20 protein-coding genes are annotated in these 24,672 nt (G+C 66.3%); 8 read left to right on the top strand and 12 right to left on the bottom strand.

Annotation, left to right across the window (positions count from 1 at the left end):
- Positions 1-63: 63 nt before the first annotated feature.
- The 3 genes from NM203_RS17655 to NM203_RS17645 all read right to left on the bottom strand — a co-directional run bounded on the left by NM203_RS17655 (position 64) and on the right by NM203_RS17645 (position 2,834).
- On the bottom strand, positions 64-624 hold the full coding sequence (locus tag NM203_RS17655; protein ID WP_255061348.1) for a hypothetical protein: 561 nt from the start codon (positions 622-624) through the stop codon (positions 64-66).
- Positions 625-713: 89 nt separating this feature from the next.
- Positions 714-1,082, bottom strand: coding sequence for a hypothetical protein (locus NM203_RS17650; RefSeq protein ID WP_255061347.1), 369 nt, complete (start codon positions 1,080-1,082; stop codon positions 714-716).
- Between the two features lie 12 nt (positions 1,083-1,094).
- A complete protein-coding gene (locus tag NM203_RS17645) occupies positions 1,095-2,834 on the bottom strand; it encodes an SIR2 family NAD-dependent protein deacylase (RefSeq protein ID WP_255061716.1) in 1,740 nt (579 codons plus the stop codon).
- On the opposite strand from NM203_RS17645, the gene NM203_RS17640 reads away from it, so the two are divergent.
- A complete protein-coding gene (locus tag NM203_RS17640; protein WP_255061346.1) occupies positions 2,805-3,620 on the top strand; it encodes a hypothetical protein in 816 nt (271 codons plus the stop codon). The genes NM203_RS17645 and NM203_RS17640 overlap by 30 nt on opposite strands.
- Positions 3,621-3,891: 271 nt before the next feature.
- Positions 3,892-4,431 carry a hypothetical protein gene (locus NM203_RS17635; protein ID WP_255061345.1) on the top strand — a complete coding sequence of 180 codons (540 nt, stop codon included), beginning with the start codon at positions 3,892-3,894 and terminating at the stop codon, positions 4,429-4,431.
- A 60-nt stretch (positions 4,432-4,491) separates the two neighbouring features.
- Here NM203_RS17635 and NM203_RS17630 read toward each other — a convergent pair whose 3' ends face one another.
- The 3 genes from NM203_RS17630 to NM203_RS17620 form a co-directional block, all read right to left on the bottom strand.
- Entirely contained in the window at positions 4,492-5,430 is a 939-nt protein-coding gene (locus tag NM203_RS17630) for a metallophosphoesterase (protein WP_308212839.1), read from the bottom strand.
- A gap of 40 nt (positions 5,431-5,470) precedes the next feature.
- A complete protein-coding gene (locus NM203_RS17625) occupies positions 5,471-5,785 on the bottom strand; it encodes a hypothetical protein (RefSeq protein ID WP_255061343.1) in 315 nt (104 codons plus the stop codon).
- A 263-nt stretch (positions 5,786-6,048) separates the two neighbouring features.
- A complete protein-coding gene (locus NM203_RS17620; protein ID WP_255061342.1) occupies positions 6,049-6,477 on the bottom strand; it encodes a hypothetical protein in 429 nt (142 codons plus the stop codon).
- Positions 6,478-7,332: 855 nt separating this feature from the next.
- Here NM203_RS17620 and NM203_RS17615 point away from each other — a divergent pair.
- Positions 7,333-8,307: a hypothetical protein gene (locus NM203_RS17615; protein WP_255061341.1), complete on the top strand. Its 975-nt coding sequence runs from the start codon at positions 7,333-7,335 to the stop codon at positions 8,305-8,307.
- Between the two features lie 33 nt (positions 8,308-8,340).
- Positions 8,341-8,841: a hypothetical protein gene (locus tag NM203_RS17610; protein WP_255061339.1), complete on the top strand. Its 501-nt coding sequence runs from the start codon at positions 8,341-8,343 to the stop codon at positions 8,839-8,841.
- Between the two features lie 26 nt (positions 8,842-8,867).
- Here the strand turns inward: NM203_RS17610 and NM203_RS17605 are convergent, their stop codons facing one another.
- The 3 genes from NM203_RS17605 to NM203_RS17595 are packed head-to-tail and all read right to left on the bottom strand — an operon-like array spanning position 8,868 to position 13,396.
- A complete protein-coding gene (locus NM203_RS17605) occupies positions 8,868-11,984 on the bottom strand; it encodes a cytochrome P450 (RefSeq protein ID WP_255061338.1) in 3,117 nt (1,038 codons plus the stop codon).
- A 60-nt stretch (positions 11,985-12,044) separates the two neighbouring features.
- The gene (locus NM203_RS17600; RefSeq protein WP_255061337.1) at positions 12,045-12,755 is read right to left on the bottom strand and encodes an RES family NAD+ phosphorylase; all 711 of its coding nucleotides are present in this window, start codon (positions 12,753-12,755) and stop codon (positions 12,045-12,047) included.
- Positions 12,749-13,396: a helix-turn-helix domain-containing protein gene (locus NM203_RS17595; RefSeq protein WP_255061336.1), complete on the bottom strand. Its 648-nt coding sequence runs from the start codon at positions 13,394-13,396 to the stop codon at positions 12,749-12,751. The genes NM203_RS17600 and NM203_RS17595 overlap by 7 nt, the downstream gene beginning before the upstream one ends.
- 187 nt (positions 13,397-13,583) lie before the next feature.
- On the opposite strand from NM203_RS17595, the gene NM203_RS17590 reads away from it, so the two are divergent.
- The 3 genes from NM203_RS17590 (at position 13,584) to NM203_RS17580 (ending at position 16,654) form a co-directional block, all read left to right on the top strand.
- The gene (locus NM203_RS17590; RefSeq protein ID WP_255061335.1) at positions 13,584-14,552 is read left to right on the top strand and encodes a YihY/virulence factor BrkB family protein; all 969 of its coding nucleotides are present in this window, start codon (positions 13,584-13,586) and stop codon (positions 14,550-14,552) included.
- Between the two features lie 71 nt (positions 14,553-14,623).
- Positions 14,624-14,791 (top strand): hypothetical protein, encoded by a 168-nt coding sequence (locus NM203_RS17585; RefSeq protein WP_255061334.1) that lies wholly within the window; start codon positions 14,624-14,626, stop codon positions 14,789-14,791.
- Between the two features lie 108 nt (positions 14,792-14,899).
- Complete coding sequence (locus NM203_RS17580; protein WP_255061333.1) at positions 14,900-16,654, top strand: protein kinase domain-containing protein; 1,755 nt, start codon at positions 14,900-14,902, stop codon at positions 16,652-16,654.
- Here the strand turns inward: NM203_RS17580 and NM203_RS17575 are convergent.
- Positions 16,567-16,959, bottom strand: coding sequence for a hypothetical protein (locus NM203_RS17575; protein ID WP_255061332.1), 393 nt, complete (start codon positions 16,957-16,959; stop codon positions 16,567-16,569). The genes NM203_RS17580 and NM203_RS17575 overlap by 88 nt on opposite strands.
- Before the next feature lie 7 nt (positions 16,960-16,966).
- Here NM203_RS17575 and NM203_RS17570 point away from each other — a divergent pair, with 7 nt between their 5' ends.
- The gene (locus NM203_RS17570; RefSeq protein ID WP_255061331.1) at positions 16,967-17,353 is read left to right on the top strand and encodes a hypothetical protein; all 387 of its coding nucleotides are present in this window, start codon (positions 16,967-16,969) and stop codon (positions 17,351-17,353) included.
- 13 nt (positions 17,354-17,366) lie between these two features.
- On the opposite strand, the gene NM203_RS17565 is transcribed toward NM203_RS17570, so the two are convergent.
- The gene (locus NM203_RS17565) at positions 17,367-19,109 is read right to left on the bottom strand and encodes a sulfite reductase subunit alpha (RefSeq protein WP_255061330.1); all 1,743 of its coding nucleotides are present in this window, start codon (positions 19,107-19,109) and stop codon (positions 17,367-17,369) included.
- Entirely contained in the window at positions 19,106-24,559 is a 5,454-nt protein-coding gene (locus NM203_RS17560) for a glutamate synthase-related protein (RefSeq protein ID WP_255061329.1), read from the bottom strand. The genes NM203_RS17565 and NM203_RS17560 overlap by 4 nt, the downstream gene beginning before the upstream one ends.
- Between the last annotated feature and the right edge of the window lie 113 nt (positions 24,560-24,672).

Genomic DNA, 24,672 nt, shown 5'->3' with positions numbered 1-24,672 from the left:
CGCCGTCGCACACGGGGCGGTGGCGTCAATCGGACGGGTGCCCAACCGAACTGGGCGCTGCCTCTAGGTCTTGAAGACATGCGACGGTCCGGTGCTGCTCGGCGGAAGAGCGGGCCACGGCGTGTCCATCATCCCGACCGCGGCACGCCAGCGTCGGTCGCCATTGGTGACCAGGTCGGCGGCGATCGCGAGTTCCTCCGGGTCGTTGTTCTCGCTGCCGGTCACGCAGTGGCGCAGCGCCTGGTCGTAGTCGTCGAGTGCTTCGCGGAGCGGGGCGTTCAGCCTGACGTCGGGGCTGGGCAGCTCGTCGACCAACGCGCCCGTGAGATCGAGACCGGCACGGCACGCGGTGCTCGTCGCGGCGAAGTCGCTTGCCTTGGCAGCCTCGCCGACGTCGCCGAACACCGATCGCAGCGACGCCATGAGTGGTGCCGCATGGTCCACCCAGGCCTGCAGTTCCGGCACGTCGTTCGTGTCGATGTCCACCGTCGTAGGGCCGGCTTCCCCGAACTCGACGGCGCGGTTGTGCTGCACTCTCAGTAACAACCCGAGGACCATCAACGCGCCGATGATCGTCGCGGGTACGACCCACCGGAGAAAGGCGGGCGGCGCTGAGACTGTCATGACTCCCTCGCCGGGCATGGCGGAATGGTAGTCGTGTTTGCCCGGGGTCGTCGGCTATCAAACCCGGCGGCCGGGTGCCATATGCGCGCCTATCCCGCGCGCAGCGCCTCGGCGACGCTTCGCCCATCGTCGGTCAGGCCCAGCCATATCGAGTAGTCCCACGACGTCGGGTCGCTGTAGTGGTCGATGAAGCGCTCCTTGAGACGATCGAGGGCGACATTGACGGGTTTCCATGCTTGAAAGGGGTTGTCCTGTGCGGGCAACTCGCCGAGGTCCATGAGGCCGTCGTCGAGTAACGTCCCGATCGTTTTGAGTACCAGCTGTTGACGATCCTCGTCGGTGTCGGCGAGTTGGTAGTGGGAGATGATCTGCTGGACCTCGGCCAGCGACACCCAGTCCGACAGTCCGCTGACGAGCAGCTCATGGCGCAACTGTTGAACCGGCGTTTCGTCGGTCATGAACCATCCTTCCTATTGCCCTGGGGGATGAGCGTCCGAACCCAGATCGCCGAGAAACCTCTGCACTTCGTATGCAATCGATCCGGGCTCGGCATCGCGGGTGAGGCGGGACAGGTGGAGTAACGCATCGCGCAAGATTGCTTCGTCGTCGGACAGACTGCTGTAGGTCGGGTCGAGGAAGAACGCCGCCGACGTAGTGGAGAGGAAGCCGACGAGATCGAGAAACACCTCGAGCTCGCGCGCCGCTACCTCGATGTCGACGGTCCGGTCCGCACCGGCCATCATCGGCACCACGTCGAGGTCGTCTGCCCAGATCTCCCGCTCGAGATCGTCGTGGAACAGCGTCAGCACTGTGCCGCGTCGGTTAGCGGCATCGCCGCGGGCCTTTCGCACCTCGTGGATGAGCTCCTGAAAGTCTTCGTCCTGCAACGAGTATCCGACGAACATCATGTGGCGCATCAGCAGCATGCCCTGAACCAAGCCGATGAGCGCACCGTACTGACGCGGCATGTCGAGGTAGTCCGACCGAGTCAACACGATGTGTTCGGGGTGCTCGACTGTGCCGTGCAACTTGAGGAGCCACTGACCGTCGGTGGCTTCGGGGTCCTCAGGCAGGACCGCCATGCGACGACCGCCTGTCCGTGCGGCCGTCTCGAAGAGATCGTCGAAGTTCGTCGTCACGGCCTCGCTACTCCGCAGTGAGGTGAGCAAGCCGTGCTGTAGCGAATATCTGGTTGTGCGCCGGAGCGTGTTCGCCACCTCGGTGCGAAGTTCCTTGCCGATGTTCTGAAGCCGACGTTCGATCAGCGTCGCCTGGTCCCTCGGATCCTTTTTGCCGAGCAACGTCAGTGACTCGTCGCCGAAGCCGGCGGTTTCGGCGACCCCTGAGAGCAGCGTTCCCCACGTCGGTGCTCCCGCGCCAGCACTGACGCCGGCGCCGACGAACAGCACCAGGCGGCTGGTGATGGCTGCGTTTGCAAGGTGTTGCGCCCAACGGTCTAGATCCGGTGACGCCTCGGAATGGAAAGTCCAGCCCGATTGCAGATCAGGTGTGGACAGTTGACGCCGTGCTCGTTGGGTTGCAGCGTAGGACTTCTCGCCGTACGCCACCAGAATCAGGTCGACGTCGTGCGACTCCGCCAGCGCCTCGAGTGCACGGATCAGCAGAGTGAGGAGCTGACCCTTGACGTGGGCGGCCCCACCGTAGCCGGTGCCGATCACGTTGACCGCGAGTCGCGGTTTCGGCCAGCGGTAGATCCGGTCCTGCGCGCCAAGCCGTCGCACTTCCGTGGCGGCGCGCTCAACGAACTCGCGAATCGTCACCTCGAATACCGACGTCTCGACGTCCTGCCCGTGATGCCCCGCGAGATCTCCCAACCAGACGTGAGGCTCCTTGGGACGAGCTGGCAGAGCACGCATCACTCGCGTGTTGAAGCGATTCCCGTACGTCATGCCGTGAAGAAACTGTCGCCACGAGGCGGTGATGTTGACCGCCCCGTCAGTCGGGATGAGCAGGGCGTCGCAGGCGATCTTGGTCAGGTCGCCGTTGACGATGAACAGATGCCCTGGGACGTCCGAGGTTTGACGCGATTGCATAGTCTCAAGTCTTATCGAAAAGGGCCGTGCCCCGATCACCTTTTGCTCACCAGCGGTGCTGCGCGTGCCCGCCCGAGCGCCGTCGCATCCGCTCGAAATGTCATACCCCGCTGGGAGAATCACCTGGTGAAGCATGTTGGGGATCCGCGCCTGCACCTCGTCCAATCCACCGACTGGAAGAAGGCGGTGGTCGCGCTTCTCGAGCCGGGGTCGCCGTATCGGCCGTGGCGGTGCGGCACCACCGAGGCGCAGGAGGGTGACCTCGTCGCCTACGTCCTCGACACCGATCCCGCCTCGGTGCTCACCGTCACCGCCCGCGTCGGTCCGAGCCGCAACCCGTTGGACGCCACGTTCGACCGGCCGCTGTACAAGCCGACGATCGTTGAGTTGTCGACGCTGGCGGCCCTCAGCGGGGTCGACTTCAGCATCGCCGATGCCTGGCACTTCAGCGGCGATGACGCCCTCAGATTCGATCGTGCACTCGACGACTGCCGGTACATCTCGCCGCCGACGAGTCGATTCGGCCACAACTCGATGGCTGCCGCGAGAACGCTTCTGCAGTATTGCCGGCGTTGCGAAGGATGCGATCGGTCCGTCGACCTCGCAGACGCCGGCGCCCGCGACGAACTCGTCGCTCACACCGTCGATCCGTACGTGCGGCCCGCACCGTCAGAGTTCACGCTCCATACCGGCCTCATCGACTGGCCGGCGGCGATCTGCGGTGGCTGCCGCGACCGCATGGCCGCGGAGGGTTTCACGAGATTCGTCGACTTCAAGTTCGTGTTACACCCGTCCTGTCCGCAGTGCGGACGACGGCGTACACGTGAGATGTTCTACGGCGAACCGCTGGACCCGTCGAACATCCGGCCGTGGCAGCAAGCAGCGGGATGCTGTAGGGCCCCGGAGAAGTGGCTCTGCGGCGCATGCGACCACGAATGGTGACGTGGTGATCCGACGGCCCGCCCCTAGTCTGGCCGTGCACCAGTCGCTGGAGAACGCTCAGATGAGTTGGGATGTGGCGCTGGCTTAGCAACAGATTGGTGTCAGGACCCTTGCGCGTGCACCCCTAGGCTTGCCTGGGTGGGGACACTCGAGGTTTGCGACGAGAGGCTGCGCGCACTAGCTGGGCAGTGTGCTCTCAGCGCATCGCAGTTGACCAGCCTCCCTGAGGTGCAGAAGAACTGGACGCTGACACTACCGTGGGTGAACGACTTTGTGCCCATCAACTGATTCCACGCCTGACCAGTTCGCGGCCGGAATTCTGACCGAACTGCTGCATCGCATCGAGGTCGTCAACGCCGACGCGGCTGTCAGTCCGCGACCAGGGCGCCACACGTTCCTGGTTTCCCACGCGTGGACCGACGGTGCATCGATCCGGCTCGTCTACACCGCGCCGCCGTCGGATCGAATCTGGGGAATGGCTCGCGACACCCGAGAATCACTCATCAACCCGTCTGCGTGGAACGACGCCGACAATCCGGCTCTGTACTACTACCTGCTCGATCTCGAGGAGTCGTGGCCCGGAGAGTCGTCTTCTCAGCCCGGTGACGATCGAGATCTCATCCAGTGGTGCGGCGATCCGCTTCCCGATCTTCATCAGCGGGCTTCGGAGCTTCCCGACGCCTATTGGTACACCTCGCCACCGCAGGATCCGTCGTGGATCGACCACACCCCGCCGGTACACATCGAACCGCGGCGCTGCGCGGACCCCGATGGTCCGCTCCCGCGAGGAGCGGACGGCCCTGCAGACTGAGGACCCCGCATTCCGCACGTTACCGCAGCGGCGTTGTCGCCGCAGCGGCAAGTCAACGACTCAATGATTAACCCCCACATAGTTTTCGGGTCGGATCTCCGACTCGCCGTCCCACCGATAGGCGGCCAGCGTACCGGTGTTGACCGCGCTGAAGTCCACACAGGCCGTGCGCTCGGTGAAGTCGACGCCGAGCCTGGGCTCCCCGCTTCGCCAGTAGTGTCCGTAGACGACGGGGACGTCGCCGCAATACGAGAATGACTCCTCGCCCGCGGCCACCTGGTCTTCAGGAAGCACCGGGTAGGCCTCACCAGTGGCGGTCCTGAAGCCGCCGTCCATGACGGCGAGGTCTCGAAGCGTCGATGCGCCGTACTTCCACCACGCGACTCGCGCCCGACTGCGTGCGTGGCCGTCCTTGTCGTAGTACGGCAACTGGCCATGCTTTGTGAGATCGATCTCCGGGCCCTTCAGCAGCACCTCGATGGCCTCGTACAACGGGTCGCGCTTGGCTGTCGCGCGCACGAACTGATCTCGCGACGAGAAGCGGTTCGCCCCCAGAGCCCCCTCGACTTCGCCCATCGACTGCTCATGCCAGCAGGCGTGGACGACGCGAATGTCACCCAGGTCCAACCAGAGCGGGAACGTCATGAACCACTCGAGGTAGGCGGATCGCGTGTCGCTGGTCACCTGATCGAGAAACGCTTGATGTTGCTTGGTGTTCTTCGCGTTCCGTGGCCGCAGGTGCTCGCCGGGCCGATCCGGATGCTCTGTGTCGTAAGCGATCGCGTTGAACTCGTGATTGCCCATCACGACCTGAGCGCTGCCGCAGTCGGCCATGCGCTTCACGGTCTGCAAGACCTCCAGTTGACCGGGTCCCCGGTCGACGAGGTCGCCGACGAAGATCGCCTGGCGGACGGGATGCTCGTATGCACCCGATGCCGTGCTCCTGCGATAACCCAGAGCGTCAAGCAGTGTCGTCAACTCGTTGGCGCAGCCGTGCACATCGCCGATGATGTCGTAACCAGTCATGCGTTGCCCCTCTTCAGAATTCGATGTAGCGGATGCGATAGTGGTGAGTCGGGTCGACGCAGTCGACGGATCGACTCCTGTCGCTCTCGGTGAGTCGTTTGCCGGTACTCCGCTCGGTAACCCGGAGCATCTTGATCAGGAGCTCACCGGACACGGTCGACTCGATGTCGATCACCTCGGCGTGGTCGGGATGCGCCGTGGCCTTTCCCGCCTTGATGAAGTCCCAGAGGACGTACGCCACGTCGGAGGCGGGACCGAACAAGCCGCCGCGTTGACGGAGTCCCCGCCCACCCGAGAGATCCTTGATCCACAGGTCAGTCGTCGTCATGCATACTCCCACTGTCGGCGGGTCGACTGGACCCGCAGGTCACGTTTTGAGGTAGCGCGCGCAATCGTCTCAGCCGGCGAGCCGAGGGCTCGAGCGTTGTCGCTGAACGTCGGGTGACCATGCCTCGCTGAGGACTTAACGTCACCGCTGAAACTCTCAACCGAAGGTTATCGCAGAGGTGTGACACGCTGTCAGCTCTGGAGTCAGGCCGGTACCGCAGTATCGGGTGTCAGGTGGATGCCCGTGGCTTCCCGCACGTCGGATTACCCCGGTGGCACACGGTATTGGTCGGGGATATCCGCTGAGCGTTGAGGGAGCCCTTCGCAGTCGTCCTCGCTGTATGACTGATCACCGTGCCACAGAATGACTTCGGGATCATTACCCGGATGGGGGAGCGAGGTCACTCGATTTTCGACGAGGTCCAAGAGGTAGTAGTACCTGACTGCTTCCTTGAGGGAAGGCAAGGGCGCGGGGTCGATGATTGATTCTCGGGTGTCGCGGACCAGTCCCCACGTGATGGTCGACGGTGGAGTTTGGTAGACCAGATGCATCGTTGGGCCATCGGTCCAAGCGTGTGACACCACGAAGGTGTCGGTCCCTTCGGCGTTCTCTTCGGTGATGTGCACCAGCAGGTCTCGCAGCACGGCGGCCGCGAACTTGCTGCCGCTTTCGGCTTCAGGTGATGGGGACATTGCCACTCACGGCCGGTGGAGCCATCGTCCAGTTCGGCTGCGTGTCAACTACGCCGTGGCCGCCGGGAAGGGGATACATGGTGATCACTCCTTTCTTCCTGCCGTCAGGTACGTCCCAGCGGTTCGGGGTAGCGTCGACCACAATCATCATCTCCAGGCTTTCGCCGGTGTCCTCGCAGTTACATCCGGGGCCGAATAGCTTTGAGTAGCGTGCCCGGTCAACTTTTACCTTATAGATCAGCTCCCCTTCCTTACTGCTTATCGGCCGGCTGTGTGATTTCCGACGGCACCTGGTCGACCCTCGTCAGCAACGCCAGAGGGCAGCTGCTCATCGACGGCCGGCCTCTGGTGCCGCAGTATCGCTTGTCTTCTTATGGTCCCCGGCGAAACGTGGACTTGGAGTTCGCTCGGGCAGTGTGTCTCAAGTGGTCGGCACTGAGGGATTCGGCACGATCCGCGAAGGTTCAAGGCAATCCGCTCGCTTGACCGAAAGAGGCTGGTGCGCTGCAACTCCTGAAGTTGCTTGTCGATTAGCTCTACCCGGCAATCAATGACAGCTACGCCTTTGGACCGCGGTCGCGGGAGAATGCGCAGGGAGTGGGGACAAGGGCCTGGCTCAAATGCACCCGTCAGACCTCGGTGCTCCTTAACGCTTCGACTAGCCAGACCAAGACGGTGGACGATCCGTGAGTTTCATTCGATCTGCAGGGCCGTGCAGCGGTTACGCATCTACTTGTCAGCGTGTGCCTTTAATCTCTGTGTATGGGGGAGTTACGTAGATGGCCGCCGGATCCAACGCCGGAGAAGAACATCAGAGCCATCTTGCGCACCGTTGCCCGTGCCCATGGATGGCAAGTGTCTGGCAGCGACGATGGTCATCCTAGGGACACATACTTACTGCCCGACGACCCCGGCACGGGCATTGAGGTTTTGTGGGCGGCCAGTGGTGGGGTGCTTATGGCGTCGTCTCTACGCGGCGGGGAGTTAGTGAGCCATCTCTACCGCTCCGATCATCCGGTGGCCAAGGTGGAGTGCATCTTGCGTGCCCTTGCACAGCGCACCAACGAGTTCCCAGCTCTCCCCACTGACGATTCAGAGATCATTTTCAGGTCGGCTCCCAGGCTGCTGCTCAAAACTGCCCCGGTGCTCCCGATGCGCTGGTATGCCCGACCCGAGGGTTACGGCCTGGAGTTGAGAGTCGCGCCACGCTTGGCGTCTTGGGAAAAGGCGGAGCACCCTGATCAAGCTCGGCTGCAGGCGTACCTCGACGACACCGAAGCGCTACTTGCCGAGTCACGGATTGGTGGTCCGTGGGCGCTTCGATTCGACGTGGGGCTGCCCCCAGAGCGAGATCTGCTCAACATGGGAGATCTGGATAACTACGCGTACCCGCTGGCAGATCGACTGAAGGACTCCGGGCTGGTGTCGGTCTGGTGCACCAAGCAACTGAACGAGGCGTCTTTCGTACAGATCGAGCCTGCTCGAGACGCGGTCCCACCTGCGACCGATGTGCTAATCGCACGAACGACTGAGTCGTCTTCATCGCGCGCCTTCAAAGAGCAGGTATACACCGCCGTGGTCCACAAGCCAGAGCTACCAGCCGGCCCGGTCAGGCTTGAACTTTCCTTCGTTGTCGGCCCTGGCAGGAACTGGTTGAATTTGTGGAAGCAGACGATCGACTCACTGGATCCGCTGTTAGGGCGTACCCACCCCTACAAGAGCGATTGGCATCCGCTCGACGGCAGGATCGTCGAACTTGGCTTACACGTCTCCCTTGATGCAAGTCTGCGGCACGACGTTCAGGTCGGGATCGCAGCTTCAACAGCATGATCAGCGGACAAGTTGGTCAAGAGGAGGAAATGAATGGGCGCCGGACTTGATGAAGTCATTGCACCTCCATCGAACGTGTGGGCAGAGTTGGCTCGTTACCTGATGGCCGGTGACCACCGGTTGGGACAGGCTGTCGCGTTCCTGGAGGAGGGTGGCACTGACCGGAACGTGTTCGCAGAGAGGTCGGGCATTAAAGCTGACTATGCCGACTTCCTTCTGGCATTCGCCCGCAAAATGAAGCAGGGAATCATTCGCGTCGTAGTTAGCGATAAGAACGATGGCCGCGAGTCTGCCGCTATTCAAGCCCACCACTACCGGTATGTGCTGGACGACCCACTGACATCCGAAACGCGCCAGTACGTAAAGACAGTGATTTCCAGGTTCCGTACGGTGAACGTTGATATCCCCTCGACGGCCGCGAAATCCCAAGGAGCTCAGGACTCGTACGAAACAGCACTCGGGTTCGAGCCGGTCCTCTGCACAAATTCGGGCTGCCAATGGGTTTGGACTCGGCACGCTGGAGAATGCTTATGAACGCGCAAGACTAAGAACACCACACCTCACCCCGCCCACACGTCCTCCACGTAGTGATCCGACGCGACCAACCCCTCGAGCCAGTCCTTCGCCGCGGCGTCGTCCCCACCCGTCCGCGAGCGATAGATCTCCCGGAACGCCGCGCGCACTGCCGGCGCCATCCGGCCACCATCGCCGCAGATGAAGACGTGCGTGTTCTTGGAAGGATCGCCCAGCAGCTCCCACACCTCGTCGGCGTCCGCGGCGATCCGGTCCTGCACGTACTTCACCCCGTCCACCGGTGCCCGCGAGAACGCCGGCCGCATCCGCACGATCCCCTCGCTCTCAGCGGCCTCGAACTCCGCTCGGAAGATGTAGTCCACGTCAGGATCGCGAACACCGAAGAAGCACAACGCCGGTGCGAACGGTTCGCCCGCCTGCTTCGCCGCCAACCTGTCACCCAGGAACCCGCAGAACGGCGCGACGCCAGTACCCGCGCTGACCAGAATGACATTGCGCTCCGGCTCCGCGCCCGCCCGGAACGCCTGTCGCGCCGGATCGATCCTGGCGCGCACAGTTGTCCCCGGAGCGATACCAGCCAGGTGGTTCGACGCCACCCCCTTGAACAGACCGAGGCCCGACCGCGCCGGCGTGTCGAGCACGCTCACGATCAGCGCCACCTCGTGCGCCGACAACCGCGACGACGACGCGATCGAATAGTGCCGCGGCGTCATGGGTTCCAACAGTTCCAGCAGTTCGGCACCCGTCAACGCGCACGCCCGGTACTGGGCGAGACACTCCAGCGGACTCAGCGCACACGGCTCGTCCGACTCCGCCAGCTCCTCGAGCGCCTTCCGCTCCGGGTCGCACGGATTCACCACAGCCAGCCGCTTCAGCTGGCTGCGCGTCGCCGGCTTCCGCAACTCCACGAAGTGGGTCAGCAACTCTCGCACGCTCACCTCACGGTCCAGCGCGATGAGCCGTCGCGACGTCCGCCGGGGGTTGATCGACAGCCGCAGCTCCGGGTCGATCTCCAACAGCTCCAGCACCGTGTCGACCACGTCGGGTGGGTTGTCGGCCAGCACCGTCAAATGGTCACCCGTCGAATATGACATGCCGTCGGGAAGCGCCACCCGGACATAGTGTTTGGCCTGTCCCGGCACGTTCACCAGCTCGTCGTTAAGCGTCACCGTCATCGGCTGCACCGCGAACCGCGCGTCGATCGCCGCAGTCAGCGGGCCTTCGATCAACCGGAGATCGTACAGCGGCTCGTCGTTAGCCGTCAGCGGCACCGCATCCGGATCGCCGTAGTGCTCCGCCAGCGCCGCCCATAACGCCGTCTCGAACTCCTCCAGCGTTCCCGTCAGATCACCCGACGTGTCCGCCGCCGCACGGGGGAGCAGCGCCCGGCCACCGAGCTCGGTCAGCCGCTCGAAGTAGATCTTCGGCACCGCCTGATACGTGTCCGCCCAGTTGTGGTCCCCGACGCCGAGCACCGCGAACAGCGGGTTGCCCTGCAGCACAGCCGAATCCGACTGCAACCACGCATAGAAGTCCCGCGCGTCGTCCGTCGGCTGCCCGTTGTACGACGACGCGATGATCAGCACCGCGTCGACGTCCGGCAGCTTGCCCGCGGCGGTGTCCAATGCCGCCACCGTTGCGACGCAACCGATGTCGGTCGCCTCCTCGGCGAGCTGCTTGGCCAGCGCGCGGCAGGTGCCGAGGTTCGAGCCGTGCAGCACCGCCAGCGTCGTCCCCGCCCGAACCGGCGCCGACGCCGACGCCGCGCCCACAGCAGCCACTGGAGCCGACACCACCACCCGGTCCGCCGACGTCCGCCGCACCAGATCGACGGAGAACCCGACCGGCCGCCGGCTCATCCCCTCCCACTCCAACACGTAATGCGACGAGTCGATCAGCCGGTAGCGGTGCACCAGCCGCGCGATCAGCATCGCCGCCTCGTGCAGCGCGAACTGCCGGCCGATGCACGAACGCTCCCCGGTGCCGAACGGCTTGAACAACGCCGTCGACCGCCCCTCGGCGATACCGGGATCGAACCGCGACGGGTCGAACAGCTCCGGGTTGTCGCCCCACTCCGGCTGCCGGTGCAGCGCCCCGGTCAGGATCGTGACCGCCTCACCCGCCTTGACCGGGTAGGCACCGCCGATCACCGTGTCCTGCAACGCCATCCGATCGAAGTTCAGCACCGGCGGGGACAGCCGCAGGGTCTCGCTGATCACCTGACGTAGATACGCGAGCTTGCCGATGTCGTCGTACGTCGGCACGTAGTCGTCGTCGGGGCCGAACACGGCGTCAACCTCGGCCTGCACGCGGGCCAGCACCGCCGGGTGGTGCACCAGGTTGTAGACGGTGTTCGGCATCAGCTCCGAGGTCGTCAGCTGCCCGGCGATCAGGAACGTCATGATCTGGTTGCGGATGTTGTCCTTGTCGAGAGCCTGCGCCCCCTCCGCGGCGAGCATCACGTACAGCAGATCGCCGGTGCCGCCGCCGGAGTGCCCGGCGATCAGCTCGTCGAAGTAGGCGTGCAGCGTCGACAGCTCCGCCCCGAACGCGGGTGACTCGCCGTTCACGAAGACCTCGGTCAGCGCGTTGGTGAAACTCTGCGGAATCGGGGCCAGGCCCTCGTAGTCGTACGACTCGAAGTGCGCCCCGAACCCCGCCAGCCCGACGGTGTCCATCGCCAGCTTCTGCAGATCGCCGGACACGTCGACCGGGCCCACCCCGACGCGAGCGTCCCACCGCGCCACCAACTGCTGATTGACGGTCAGCATCGCGTCGTGATAGTTGCGCAGCCCGGCGTAGCTGAATCCGGGCAGCAGCACGTCGTGCGCCTTCTGCCAGTTGGGTTCGCCGTGGAAGGCGGTGAACAGCCCGTCCCTGGCCAGTGGGCGCACCCGCGCCAACGAGGCCGTCGGATTCTTGGCGAATCTGCTCTCATCGCACAGCTCCGCGCCGAGCTCCTCGGAGCACGCGTAGAGCTTGCGGGTGCCGCTCCAGTCGCCGTAGAAGATCGGGCCGTACAGCTCGGCGAGAAGGTCGATGGGCAGCGCGTAGGGCCGGCCGGCGAGTGCTGAAGCCTCGGGCAGGGATGCGGTCGGGACGTTGTCCAGCGTCGGCGGCGGCGATGGCGCGTACTCGGGCATTCGCGCAGCATAGAGAGTGCGGGGCCGGGATACTCGGAAATTGTCGGCACCGTCAACGCGTTACGACGTCAGTGCGTTCCGTCGACACCCGGCGCACTCGTCCTCGGACACCGTCGTGACGTTGATCCCGCGGTCGGTCATCGCCACCTGCAGCCGTGTGAAGACTCGCGGGTCGGCGAGTTCCAGATCCTGCAGGCCGCCCGCACGCACGATGCGCACGTCGTCGTCGCAGTCCCACAGCGCGAGCGCGTAGCCGTCGTTGTACGCACTGCGATACCGCACGCCGCGCACCGTCGGGCCCGCCGGCTGATCCTCGTAGACCGCCCGCGCCCACTGCTGCGTCAGCGCGCGGCGTTCGGCTCCCGTGGACAGCGCGGGCAGGGCGCCGATCTGCATCGCCGCGCCGGGGCGCGCGAGGTTGAACATCGTCAGCGGACGCGTCGGCTCGACGATCGACACCCGGTACTGCGGACAGATAGCGGCGATTCCGGCCTCGCCGAACACTTCACACGCCGACGTCGCGAGGTCGGCGCCGACGTACAACACGCGTCGCCCGGTCGGATCGACCGCGGGCGGCGTCGCCTCGTGATGATGATCGAACCGGGCCAGCGGCCCGAACCGCCGAAAGGTGTTGCCATTCGGCGTGTTCGGGCTGCGGTGATAGACGCGGCACCACCACCAGCGCGAGCCCTCCGACCGTGGTTTCCACTGCCACACGTACTTGGCCGCACGCGGCAGCGGGCGATCCGGCGGGTCGAGTGCCCTTACCACCCAGTCGCCGTCAGCGTCCGCGCGAAGTCGAGCACCGCGGCGCTGCCGTACCGCACCATCTGCTCGCGGGCGGTGCGCCCGTCGAACTCCGGTCGGCTCTGCGACATCCACCGCGACAGGCTCACCGCCCCGCCGGGGAACACGTCCTGAAGGGCGTCGAGGTCGGGCAGGACGCCGGTCGCATCGTCGGGATCGAACTGCCACGCCGGCAGCCGCCACTCGCGGCCGACCTTGATGCCGACCAGCTTTCCCGACGTCAGGCGAGCGGTGATGCTCTGCGCCGACACTCCGAGCAGTTCGGCCGCCTCGTCCCGGCTGATGGCGTCGGCCGCGACCTGTCGTCGCTGCGCGAACTGATCGCTCAGATCCTCGAACACCGCCCGCGTCGCGGTGGTGGAGTCGGGGCTCGGACCCCAGAACCGCTCGTCGAGGTCGTCCTTCTCGGAGGTGGCCGCTGCCGTAAGGCGTTCGAGTTGCGCGCCGTCGGCCCCGTCGACCAACGCCGTGACCCTGGCCCGCAGCTGGGCGTCGAGGGGGACGAGGGAGTAGCCCGACTCGCGCAGCACGCCCTCAAGGCGGCCACGGTCCGCAGTGGCCTGCTTGTGGTCGGTGGCGGAGTCGACGAGGAATATGGCGGTCATGGGACACTCCTTCCTCTACGCAGGATACGCAAGTTGTGGCGGGTGTGCAGGCATCGGTATCGGGTGAGGAACAGGCGGACCGCGTCACCGCGACGACAGGCGGATCGGACCGAAGTCGCCTCGTGGTGAACTGTGTCGGACGGGGTATCACGCCCCGAAACGACGGCAGCGAGAGACGGGGTCCGCCATGGTCCAGTGGCTGGACAGGGTGCAGCAGCGCAGCCGGGCAGTCGGCTTCGCCATTGCCGTCGTCTACAAGTACATCGACGATCAGGGCGGTTACCTCGCGGCGCTGATCACCTACTACGCCTTCGTGTCGCTGTTTCCGCTGCTGCTCCTGTTGACCACGACTCTGGGCGTCGTCCTGGCCGGGCATCCGGATCTTCAGCGACAGGTCCTGGACACGGCGCTCAGCCAGCTCCCGGTGATCGGCGATCAACTCGGCGAGCCGCAGCAGCTGTCCGGGGGAACGGTCGCGGTGGTCGTCGGCATCGCCGGTGCGCTCTACGGCGGACTCGGCGTCGGTGTGGCCGTGCAGAACGCCATGGACACCGTGTGGGCCGTGCCGAAGCACCGTCGTCCAGACCCGATTCGCGGCCGTATTCGCAGCCTGGTCCTGCTGCTGGTCCTGGGCACAGCGGCGCTCGCGACGACGGCACTCTCGGCGGTCGGCCAGTCGGCGGACTTCCTCGGATGGTGGGGCAGGGCGGGGTTCGTCGTGGCGGCGGTGGTCATCAACGCCGGCATCTGCCTGGTCGCGTTCCGGGTCACGACGACGCGCAAACTGACTGTCCGACAACTTCTTCCGGGTGCCGCTGTGGCCGCCGTCGTGTGGCAGCTGCTGCAGTGGTTCGGCGCGGGCTACGTCGCCCACTCGGTGTCGACCGCGAGTGCGGTCAACGCCGTGTTCGCCGTCGTACTCGGGCTGCTGGCGTTCCTGTTCCTCGTCTCGATCACGTTGGTCATGTGCGCGGAGATCAACGCGGTCGCGGTCGACAGGCTGTATCCGCGCGCGTTGCTGACGGTCTTCACCGACGACGTCGAACTCACGCCCGCGGACCGCAGGACCTATGCGCGGAAGGCGAAGGCCGAGCAGGCCAAGGGCTTCGAGCGGATCCACGTCAGCTACGACGAGGAGGCGGCCGAGAAGCCGTAACCCCGTGGTTTGGCCGTCGCCGCGGCCGGGTAATTGACGCCCACATCAGTTGGCGCGACACGGGAGTACCGATGAACGAGATCGCCGTTCACCAGTCCAATGTTTCCGTTGACACCGGCTCGGCGCAGTCGGCGTCGGCGCTCAACGGCTTCGGCGGCTACGAACTCTTCGGGCTCGGCTGGAGTCCCGAGTCGTCCTCGGGCGACTACGTCGGGCGGCACCGCAGCGCGGACGCCTGAGTCCGCCCGTACTGACAGTGGCCGGCCCGCGGCGATAACGGGTCGGATTTTGACTGTGCCCTATTCTCTGAACTCGGTGCGAGTCGACTGTCTGGTGGGGGAGGTGCTGTGGAGGGCACCTCATTCGGGCACTACCAACTGCTGGCGTTGCTCGGCCGCGGCGGCATGGGCGAGGTGTGGCGCGCCTATGACACGAACACCGACCGGGTCGTCGCCCTGAAGGTGGTGCACGCGCACCTCTCCCACGACAAGACGTTCCTGCAGCGCTTCCGGCGTGAAGCCCACGCGGCCACACGGCTGAACAACCGACACGTCATCCCGATTCACACCTACGGCGAGATCGACGGCCGCCTGTATCTGGACATGCGGATGGTCCAGGGTCGCGATCTCGACACGCTTCTCCGCGACGGTCCGCTGGAGCCCTCGCGTGCCGTGGGGATCATCGAGCAGGTCGCGTTGGCGCTGCACGCCGCCCACACCGCCGGGATGGTCCACCGCGACGTCAAGCCCTCCAACGTCCTGCTCGAGGACGACGACTTCGCCTACCTGATCGACTTCGGGATCGCCCGCGTCGTCGCCGACACCGACATGACCGGCAGCGGCAACGTCATCGGCACGTGGGGGTACATGGCCCCGGAGCGCTTCACCAACCCGGAGATCGACGCCCGCTCCGATGTCTACGCATTGGCGTGCGTGCTCTACGAATGCCTCACCGGGACAAAGCCGTTCCCCGGTGACAGTCCCGAGCTCCAATTCGGCGGACATCTGGGCGCGCCACCGCCGAGGCCCTCGGTCGACCGTCCGTGGGTGGACGAGCGCTTCGACACCGTCATCGCCAAAGGCATGGCCAAGGCACCCGAGAAGCGCTATCAGACCGCGCTCGAGCTGGCGACCGCCGCACGAGAGGCCGTCAGCGGGTCGGCGGCACCGGATGCGGTCGAACCGGCTCCGACGTCATCCGGTCCCGTCACAGTGTCCACATTCGCATCGGCCGCAGATCAGTCGGATCTCCACTCGGATGTGACGATGCTGCGACCGGCTGCTCCAGCTGTGGCGCGCTCGTCGTGGCGGCGCAAACGCGTACTCGTCCCTGCCGCAGCTGTTGTCGCGATCGTCATCGCGACAGTGGCCACGACCGTGACGCTGAACGGCCCGTCTGCGGAATCGAGCTACGAACCCGCGCCGGCGGCCGCCCTGGGGGTCGACACGCAGCAGGTCGCGGTCGATCCGCCCGACCAGTCGTTGGGCCTCATCCCCGCCGTTGCAACCGCGCGGCCGAGCGTCGTCAAGATCCGGGCCGTGGCATCGTCGTGTCGACAAGTGAACGCGGGCAGTGGATTCGTCGTCGCGCCCAACCGGGTGATGACCACTGCGCGCAACGTCGCCGGATCGGACACCGTCACCGTCGAGGCCGACGGCCGGACGTACGACGCCCACGTGACGTCTTACGACCCGGCCGACGACGTCGCGCTTCTCGACGTACCGGATCTTCCCTCGGCGCCTCTGGCTTTCGACGGCGGCGAGGTCCCCACGGGCGCCGACGCCGTGATCCTGGGCTATCCCGGAGGGGAGGATTTCACCGCCACCCCTGCCCGTATCCGCGAGATCATCCAGCTGAACGGGCCGGACGTCTATCGCACGTCGACGGTCGCCCGCGAGACCTACACGTTCAGGGGCACGGTGCGACAGGGCGACTCCGGCGGGCCGCTGATCGACACCGGCGGCCGCGTGCTGGGCCTCGTCGTCGCCGCTGACGCGAACGACGCCGACACCGGCTACGCCCTGACATCGAGCCAGTTGAACGTCCAGATGATCAAGCTGGGCAACACCGCGAAGGTCCCCACCGGTGCCTGCGTCACGTAGAAGTCGACCGATGCAGCAAATGCAATCCGCCGAGCCTGCGATCTGATACCTTCCCACCGGCGAATCCCGACAACGGGTTTCGGATCAACGGGGACCGGGAGGGCGCAGGTGGGGTTGACGCGTATTGCACTGACGGTAATCGCGGTTGCTGCAACGGCGGTCGGGTGTTCGAGCGGTGGCCAACCCGCCGCGGAATCGTCGTCGTCGTCGACGACGTCCAGCACGCCGACGACGACCACGACATCGCGGACCACTACGACCGCGACGACTACAACGACGACCACGACGACGACCCCGACCACCACGACGTCGGTGTCGGAGACCGCGATCCGTTCAGTGGAGATCGAGCCGGTCGGGCTGTTCTGCATGGACGAGGTCGGCGCCGACCTGTACCAGCTCGAGCCCGAGAACAACTGCTCACGCGGCGCCAACTTCGAACTGGAGTGGGACGCCCGCGGCGAGAACGGCGACGTCGACTCCGACGAGTGCGCCGTCGTCATCGACGTCACGGGGCCGAACGGGCTCGACGAGCGGCGGCGCAGCGGCGACTGCACCGGCGGTGCACGGGGTTACGACAACGCGATCTACATCAAGCACGTCGCCGGGGCCTACACCATCAACATCTCCGTCACGCCGCCCGACGGCGGTGCGCCGGTCACGGCGACGAAGACGATCAACATCATCCCGTTCGGCAGCTAGGGCTCGCCGGGGATCAGTACACGTCGCGGACGTACCGCTTCTCCCGCTTGAGCGAGTTGACGTACTCCGTCGCACCGTCCGCGTCCAGGCCGCCGTGCTCGGCGACGACTACGTGCAGCGCCTTGTCGACGTCCTTGGCCATCCGGGTCGCGTCGCCGCATACGTAGAAGTGCCCGCCCTCCTCGAGCCAGCTGAACAGCTCCTGCCCGTGTTCGAGCATCCGGGTCTGGACGTAGATCTTCTCGGTCTGATCGCGAGAGAAGGCCAGCTCCAATCGATTCAGCACACCCGACTGCTGCCAGCCGGTGATCTCGTCCTCGTAGGCGAAGTCGTGCGCCCGGTGCTGATCGCCGAAGAACAGCCAATTGCGGCCCTTAGCTCCGCGTAGCGCCCGCTCCTGCAGGAACGCCCGGAACGGCGCCACGCCCGTGCCGGGGCCGACCATCACCATCGGGGTGTCGTCATCGACCGGCACCCGGAACGACTTGTTCGGCTGCAGGAAGATCCTCGCCTTCGCGTCGCGGTCGGCCAGGAACGTCGAGCACACGCCGCCGCGCTCCCGGCCGTTCGACTGGTACCGCACCGCCGCCACCGTCAGGTGAATCGAATCGGGATTCGCCAGCGGAGACGATGAGATCGAATACGCCCGGTGCTGAAGCGGTTTCAGCAGCCCGACGAACTCCTCGACGCTCAGACTGTTATCGGCGATGCGCAGGATGTCCAGCACGTCCTTGCCGTACAGCCAGCGCTCCAGCGTCTCCTTCACGCCGCCGCGCAGCACGTGCGACAGCTCCTCGTTGTCGGCGCGGCTCTCCACCTCGCCCAGCAGATCCTTGCTCGGAACGCTGATCTCGTAGCGCTGCCCCAGCAGCTCGCCGAGCGGCTCGTCGTCGACCAGCGTGCCGATCGACACCCGGAAGTGCTCGGCGATCGCATCGACCAGTGCCGGATCGTTCTCCGGGATGACGCCTAGCGCGTCGCCGGCCTCGTACTCGATTCCGCTGTCCGCCAACGCGAACTCGATGTGCCGGATCTCCTTGTCCGACCCCGCCCCCGACAGCAGCCGGTTGGTCGCGACCTCGGCGACGAACGGGTTCTTGCGCGTCCACCCCGACCGGGCGACCGCGCTCGGCGGCGGCGCACTCGGCATGCCGGTCGCACCCGACGTCGGCACCAGCGCCGTCAGCGCGTGCTGAATCCACTCCGCGGCGTCCGTCTCGTAGTCGACGTCGCAGTCGACGCGCTGCAGCACCCGCTGCGCGCCGAGCTGCTCCAGGCGCATGTCGAAGAGCTTGCCCGCCTGACAGAACCCGTCGTACCCGGTGTCGCCCAACGCCAGCACGCCGAACGAGACGCCCTCCATCCGCGGCGCCACGTCGGCCGCCAGCGCCTCCCAGAACAGCTCGGCGTTGTCGGGCATCTCGCCCTCGCCGTAGGTCGACGTCACGATCAGCACGTACTTCAGCCCCGCGAACTCGTCGAGCTCGATCTCGTCGAGCCCGCTGACCGTCACGTCGAAGCCCTGCGTCTTCGCCGCCGCCGCAGCGTCATTCGCGACGCCCTCGGCGTTGCCGGTCTGCGTTCCGTACAGGATCCGCAGCGACGGCCCCGGCTCCACCTGCTCGGCGACGGGCGGCGGCGGGGCGTTGACGTTCATCGCCAGCCGCGAGTGCAATCCCGCTAGGAAGCCCGAGATCCAGGCGCGCTGATCCTCGTTGAACGGCGCGTCCGGCGGGATGTAGGCGATCTTCGTCATGCGCTCTCCAATGACTCGAACGACGCGGCCACGTCCGGCACCGACTGGGCGGCGAACAGCTCCTCGAACGACGGCAGCCGGCCGATCCGCTCCACGTTCCTGGTGTCCTGGTCCAGGATCCAGCCGTACGTGCCGGGACTGTCCATCGACAGCACGTTGCGATGCGCCAGCGCGGTCTTGTAATCGGTGATCCGCTTGTTCGCGATGAACACCGCCAGGTTCTCGTCGGTGAAGCTGTCGACGGCCTCGCGCGCGTACTTCTGCAGCTTCTGGATGAGGAAGAAGTCCTCGGTGAGCACCAGGTTGCGCACCGTCTTGCCGACGGCCGGGTCGGAGACATCGGTGACACCCGGCAGCCGCGAAAGCGCCAGCTGCTGAGCCATGTTCAGCACCGTGTAGGTGTTGAGCAGCACGTACATCTGCTCGGTGTCGGTGACGCCGTACCCCGGCACCGCACCACCCAGCACGTACTCGTCGTCGCGGTAGGACCGCTTGAACTTCGCCACCTGATGCCCCGCCAGCGCGACGGCCAGTTCGTCGAGCAGTTCCTTGCGCGTCTTGGACGACAGGATCGCGTCGGCGTCCTGGTACTGCAGCAGCGCTCGCGGCATCGCGTACACCACGTGCTGGCGCGTCGTCTCCCAATCGGCGAGCAGCTGACTGGCTTTCACCGATCCGGTGGCCGCGACGTGCCACTCCAGCAGCGTGCGCGCCGCCACCTCGTGGAACGGCGCGTCGGTGACCGGGGCCAGCGTGACCGAGTCGGCGCTGACCTTCGACGGCAGGTCGCCGGTCGGGTCGTACTGGTAGAGGAAGCCGCCGCTCATCCCGTTGGCGACACCCTTGCCGAAGCCGCCGATATTGAACACCGCGCCGTTCGTCATGTACTCGCAGAGGAACTCGCCGACGCCCTCGACCACCGCGGTGGCGCCGGAGTTGCGCACCGCGAACCGGTCACCGGCCTCGCCCTCGACGAACAGCCGGCCGCCCGACGCGCCGAACAGCGCGAAGTTGCCGATCAGCACGTTGCCGCCCGGCTGCGTCGACCCGCCGCCGGGGGAGCGCACCGTGATGCTGCCGCCGCACTGGCTCTTACCGACGCCGTCGTTGCAGGTTCCCTGATGCGTCAACGTCATTCCGTCGTTGCAGAACGCGCCGTAGCTCTGGCCCGCGGATCCCGTCGTCGTGATGACGACGCTGTCCGGCAGCAGGTAGCGCCGACCGCGGTGGTCGGTCGCGACCGCGCTACCGGTGGCGACGCCGTCCGGTCCGGGGTGGTTCAGCATCCGCTCGATGTCGATGGCCAGCTGACCGCCGACGCTCTTGTTCATGTTGCCCAGTTCCACCGGATCCATGACCACGCCGTCGAGGTTCAGCTGCGCCAGGAACGCGTCGTCGACCGCGTAGTCCTTCTCCAGGTAGATCGGGTTCTCCGGCACGAAACCCTGCGCGGGAGCCAGCATCGCCCGCAGGTCCAGCCTGCCGATGCTCGACGGGTGGTCCAGAAGATGCAGCAGGTCGGTCCGCCCGCGGGCGTGCCGCAGCGACGGCAGTCCGAGCACCGCCAGGATCTCCCGCACCTCGTGCGAGATGTTCAGCAGGTACTGCGCCAGCGCGCGCGGATCACCTTCGAAGGCCTCGGCGTTGGTGGTCAACCCGGCCGGGCACTTGATGTTGCAGTTCTTGGCCATCACGCACTTGAGCATCATCAGCGCGGTGGTGCCGAACTCGTAGCTGTCCGCGCCCAGCAGCGCCGACTTCACCACGTCGCTGGCCGTCTGGTGCGCGCCCGACGCCCGCAGCACCACCTTCTGCCGAATCCCGTTGGCCACCAGAGCCTGATGCACCTCGGCGACGCCGATCTCCGCCGAGCGCCCGGCGTACTTCAGCGACGTCACCGCGGCCGCGCCGGTGCCACCGGTGTTGCCCGCGACGTTGATGACGTCGGCGCCCGCCTTTGCGACGCCGGCGGCGATGATGCCGATGCCCTCACTGGACACCAGCTTCACGATCACCCGCACGCGTGCGGCCTTGCAGTCGTGGATCAGCTGCGCGAGGTCCTCGATCGAGTAGGTGTCGTGGTGCGGAGGGGGCGAGACGAGCTCGACGCCGGGCGTGCCGCCGCGAGCCGCCGCGATCTGCACCGTCACCTTGGGCGCCGGAAGCTGGCCGCCCTCACCGGGTTTCGCGCCCTGACCGATCTTGATCTCCAGCTCGCGCAGCATCGGGTCGGCCAGGTAGCCGGCCCAGATCCCGAACCGGCCCGACGCGAACTGCTTGATGCGCGAGCCGCGGATGGTGCCGTAGCGGCTGATGTGCTCGCCGCCCTCACCGCAGTTCGACAGGCCGCCCACCATGTTGGTGCCGTGCGCGACGGCCTCATGGGCGTTCGCGACCAGCGCGCCGTGGCTCATCGCGCCCGACGTGAGCGTGGCGGCGATCTCGTCGGCCTGCTGCACCGCCGCAAGCGGGATCGAGTCCGGCGCGGTCCGCAACTCCGCCAGGAAGTGCCGCGCCCTGCCGCGGGCGGTCACCCGCAACCGGTCGCCGGTCACCTCGTAGTCCACGATCGCGTCGCCGAACCGCAGCAGCAGCGAGTCCGCCAGCGCCTGCAGCCGTTCCGGGCCGTGGCTCAGCTTCAGGGTGAACTCGTCCTCGACGCGCGAGATCGTCAGCCCGCGCACCAGGTAGGAGTTGTTGCCGAAGTACGCGAACTGGCCCATCTCGAAACGGAATTCCTCGGCCGTGGTGGCGAAGTTGACGTCGGCGGGGAACGCCAGCACGTCGCGCAGCGCCGCGGGCCGACGCGCCCGCTCGGCGTTGATCGCGAACACGAAGCTGCGGTAGCCCGGCGTGATGTCGAAGCTGTTGATCGCCCGCGGCGTCATCTCCTCGAAGCTGTTGTTGCGGTAGGCCTCGTCGTCCAGGCCGAACGCTCCCTCGAGCTGGTGCAGCGGCAGCGTACGCAGGAACAGCGGGTCGGCCATGTCCGGGTTCTTGGGCCGGGCCTCGTCGCCGAACGCGATGGCCTCCTCGGTCATGTCGACGAAGCCGCGCACCGCCGTCGTCCCGTAGGAGTGTCCGGCGCCCTCCGCCCGCTCCTTGAACAGGCCGAGCAGCGGCAGGTCCTTCTCGCCGCCGACTTCCAGTGCGCGGCCGTGCCATTCGGCGGACGTGTCCGACAGCGTGCGGAAGCCGACGCCGCCGACGACGGAGATCACGTTGGGGAAGTACTTGTCCAGCACCGGCCCGTTGGTGTCGAGGTAGCTCGGCTCGAAGAACTCGCCGCCGATGTAGCTCTCCACCGTGCACAGCCCGACGCGGCCCATGGTCTTCATCAGCGACTTCTCGGCGGCCTTCTTGAACCGCTTGAACGCCGCGACAATCGAGGCCTCGTCGGGGCCGAACTTCTCCTCGGCCCGCATCTGCACGCCGAGGGAGTAGACCGCCGACGCGCCGAACCCGAGCACCGTCGCGACGTGGTGCGACGAGCAGACCTGACCGCTCTCCACGATCACCGACACCCGGCGGCGCAGGCCCTGTTCGATGAGCCGCTGGTTGATGGCCGAGATGACGATGGTCATCGGCATCGCAGCGAGTTCACTGGACACGTGCCGGTCGGAGACGACGGCGATGCCGCCGGTGTCACGGGCGAACGCCTCGACCTCATCGCAGAGGTCGTCGATGCCCTTGATCAACGCAGTGGAGTTGGCCTCGCCGTCGTTGAGCACGACGCGGTACCGGCTGCCGAACCGCTTCACCGGCGTCTGCTTCTGATCGCGGATCTTCAGCATGTCCAGGTGCGTGAGGATCGGCGTCTGGATCATGATCTGCGGGGCCGGTGGCGCACCGCTGTTGGGCTTGGCGCCCAGCGCGACCCGCAGCGTCATCCCGTCGGCCTCGCGGATGCTGTCCAGCGGCGGGTTGGTCACCTGGGCGAACCGCTGCGAGAAGTACCGCGCGATACCGCCCTCGTGATTGGACAGCGCGTTGATCGCGGCGCCGTAGCCCATCGCGGAGATCTTCTCCTGGCCCGTCGCGAGCATCGGGTCCATCAGGAACTTGAAGCTCTCCTGATTCAGCGAGTACGCCACGTAGCGCTGGTAGCGGTTCAGGTCGCCGTTGTAGCGGGCCGGTGACAGCTGACCCTCCGGCGGGACGGCGGGCAGGTCGCCGAGGTTAACGCGGGCCTCGGCCACCATGCTGCGGTAGTCCTGCTGCGCGGCAAGCATTTCCAGCGCCTCGGTGGTGCCGAACGTCCGGCGACGCGAGTGGTCGTAGTACAGCATGCCGCCGGCCTCGATGCGGCCGCGCTTGGTCACCTCCTCGGGCGGGAAGTACAGCTGCCCGGCCTCGGACATGACACCGAGGTACTCCGCGGTCTCAACGGTGCGCAGCGGGCGCAGCCCCAGCCGGTCGAGCCGCGCGCCGATGTAGCGGCCGTCGCCGAAGATCAGCGCCGCGGGGCCGTCGTTCTTCTCCTCGTAGAGGCTGAAGAACTCCAGCATGGCCCGCACCTCGGGCGACAGCGTCGGGTCGTTCTCCCACGCGGGCGGCATCATCGCGACGACGGCGGTGACCAGGTCGAGGTCGTCCTCCAGGACGCGGTTCTGCAGGGTCTGGTCGAGTCGACAGCTGTCGGACTGCCCGTAGGGCCGGATGATCTCGCGGTTGCGGGCCAGCGCGACGGCGTTGTCGGAGAGCCGGTTCTTCTTGTCTGTGTTCAGCTCGCCGTTGTGGGCCATCAACCGAAACGGTTGCGCCATCGTGGCATTGGGTTCGGTGTTGGTGGAGAACCGGGTGTGGAAGAACATCGAGTGCACTTCCATCCGCGGGTCGGACAGATCGCTGAAGTAGGGGACGACCTCGTTGGAGTTGAGCCGGCCCTTGAGCACCTGGGTGCGAGCGCTCAGCGACAGCGGGTACAGGCCCCGCAACTGCGGTCGCGTGTAGGCGACCTCCTCGATCGCCATGAGGGCGTCGTGAATGCTGCGGTCGGACAGCGGGCCGCCGTTGCCCGTCGCGAACACCCACTGGCGGACGGGCAGCTGGTACTTGATCGCGGCGGGCCGGATCGCGGTCTCGTCGACGGGCACGTCGCGCTCCACCAGGATGTCGAAGCCCTGCGCGGCCAGCGCCTCGCGGATGACGGTCTCGGCCTCGGCGTGGAAGGCCGGATCGTTGGGCAGGAAGAAGTTGCCGACGCCGAAGCTGCCGAGGTCGAGGTCGGAGCGCCCGGTGACCTTGCGGAAGAAGCGCAGCGAGAGGTCCAGGTTGACGCCCGCGCCGTCGCCGACGCCCTCCGAGGACATGCCGCCGCGGTGCGGGACGGCGCACAGCGCCTCGTGGAGCTTCTGAATGACCTCGTGGGTCTGGCGGCCGTCCTTGCGGGTCAGGAACCCGACGCCGCAGCTGCTCTTCTCCTGATCAGGGTCGTACAGTCCCGACACTCGACGATTCCCCTTTGCACGTCCTCAGCACACAACACCGCCCTGGGGGCCTCGTCGTTGAGCTTGGGCCAGCGCAAACACCTAAGGTTAACGTAATCGTCACCCGGCGAGAG

The sequence above is a fragment of the Mycolicibacterium arenosum genome (assembly GCF_024320865.1).
Lineage (GTDB): Bacteria > Actinomycetota > Actinomycetes > Mycobacteriales > Mycobacteriaceae > Mycobacterium > Mycobacterium arenosum.
Note: the sequence above shows the minus strand (reverse complement) of the source record. Positions and strands in the feature narration are given on the sequence as shown.

Excerpts from the sequence above, each read along its gene's own strand:
- NM203_RS17655 (WP_255061348.1), bottom strand. The coding sequence starts at position 624 with ATGACAGTCTCAGCGCCGCCCGCCTTTCTCCGGTGGGTCGTACCCGCG.
- NM203_RS17650 (WP_255061347.1), bottom strand. The coding sequence starts at position 1,082 with ATGACCGACGAAACGCCGGTTCAACAGTTGCGCCATGAGCTGCTCGTC.
- NM203_RS17625 (WP_255061343.1), bottom strand. The coding sequence starts at position 5,785 with ATGACGACGACTGACCTGTGGATCAAGGATCTCTCGGGTGGGCGGGGA.
- NM203_RS17620 (WP_255061342.1), bottom strand. The coding sequence starts at position 6,477 with ATGTCCCCATCACCTGAAGCCGAAAGCGGCAGCAAGTTCGCGGCCGCC.
- NM203_RS17610 (WP_255061339.1), top strand. The coding sequence starts at position 8,341 with ATGGGCGCCGGACTTGATGAAGTCATTGCACCTCCATCGAACGTGTGG.
- NM203_RS17605 (WP_255061338.1), bottom strand. The coding sequence starts at position 11,984 with ATGCCCGAGTACGCGCCATCGCCGCCGCCGACGCTGGACAACGTCCCG.
- NM203_RS17595 (WP_255061336.1), bottom strand. The coding sequence starts at position 13,396 with ATGACCGCCATATTCCTCGTCGACTCCGCCACCGACCACAAGCAGGCC.
- NM203_RS17590 (WP_255061335.1), top strand. The coding sequence starts at position 13,584 with ATGGTCCAGTGGCTGGACAGGGTGCAGCAGCGCAGCCGGGCAGTCGGC.
- NM203_RS17585 (WP_255061334.1), top strand. The coding sequence starts at position 14,624 with ATGAACGAGATCGCCGTTCACCAGTCCAATGTTTCCGTTGACACCGGC.
- NM203_RS17565 (WP_255061330.1), bottom strand. The coding sequence starts at position 19,109 with ATGACGAAGATCGCCTACATCCCGCCGGACGCGCCGTTCAACGAGGAT.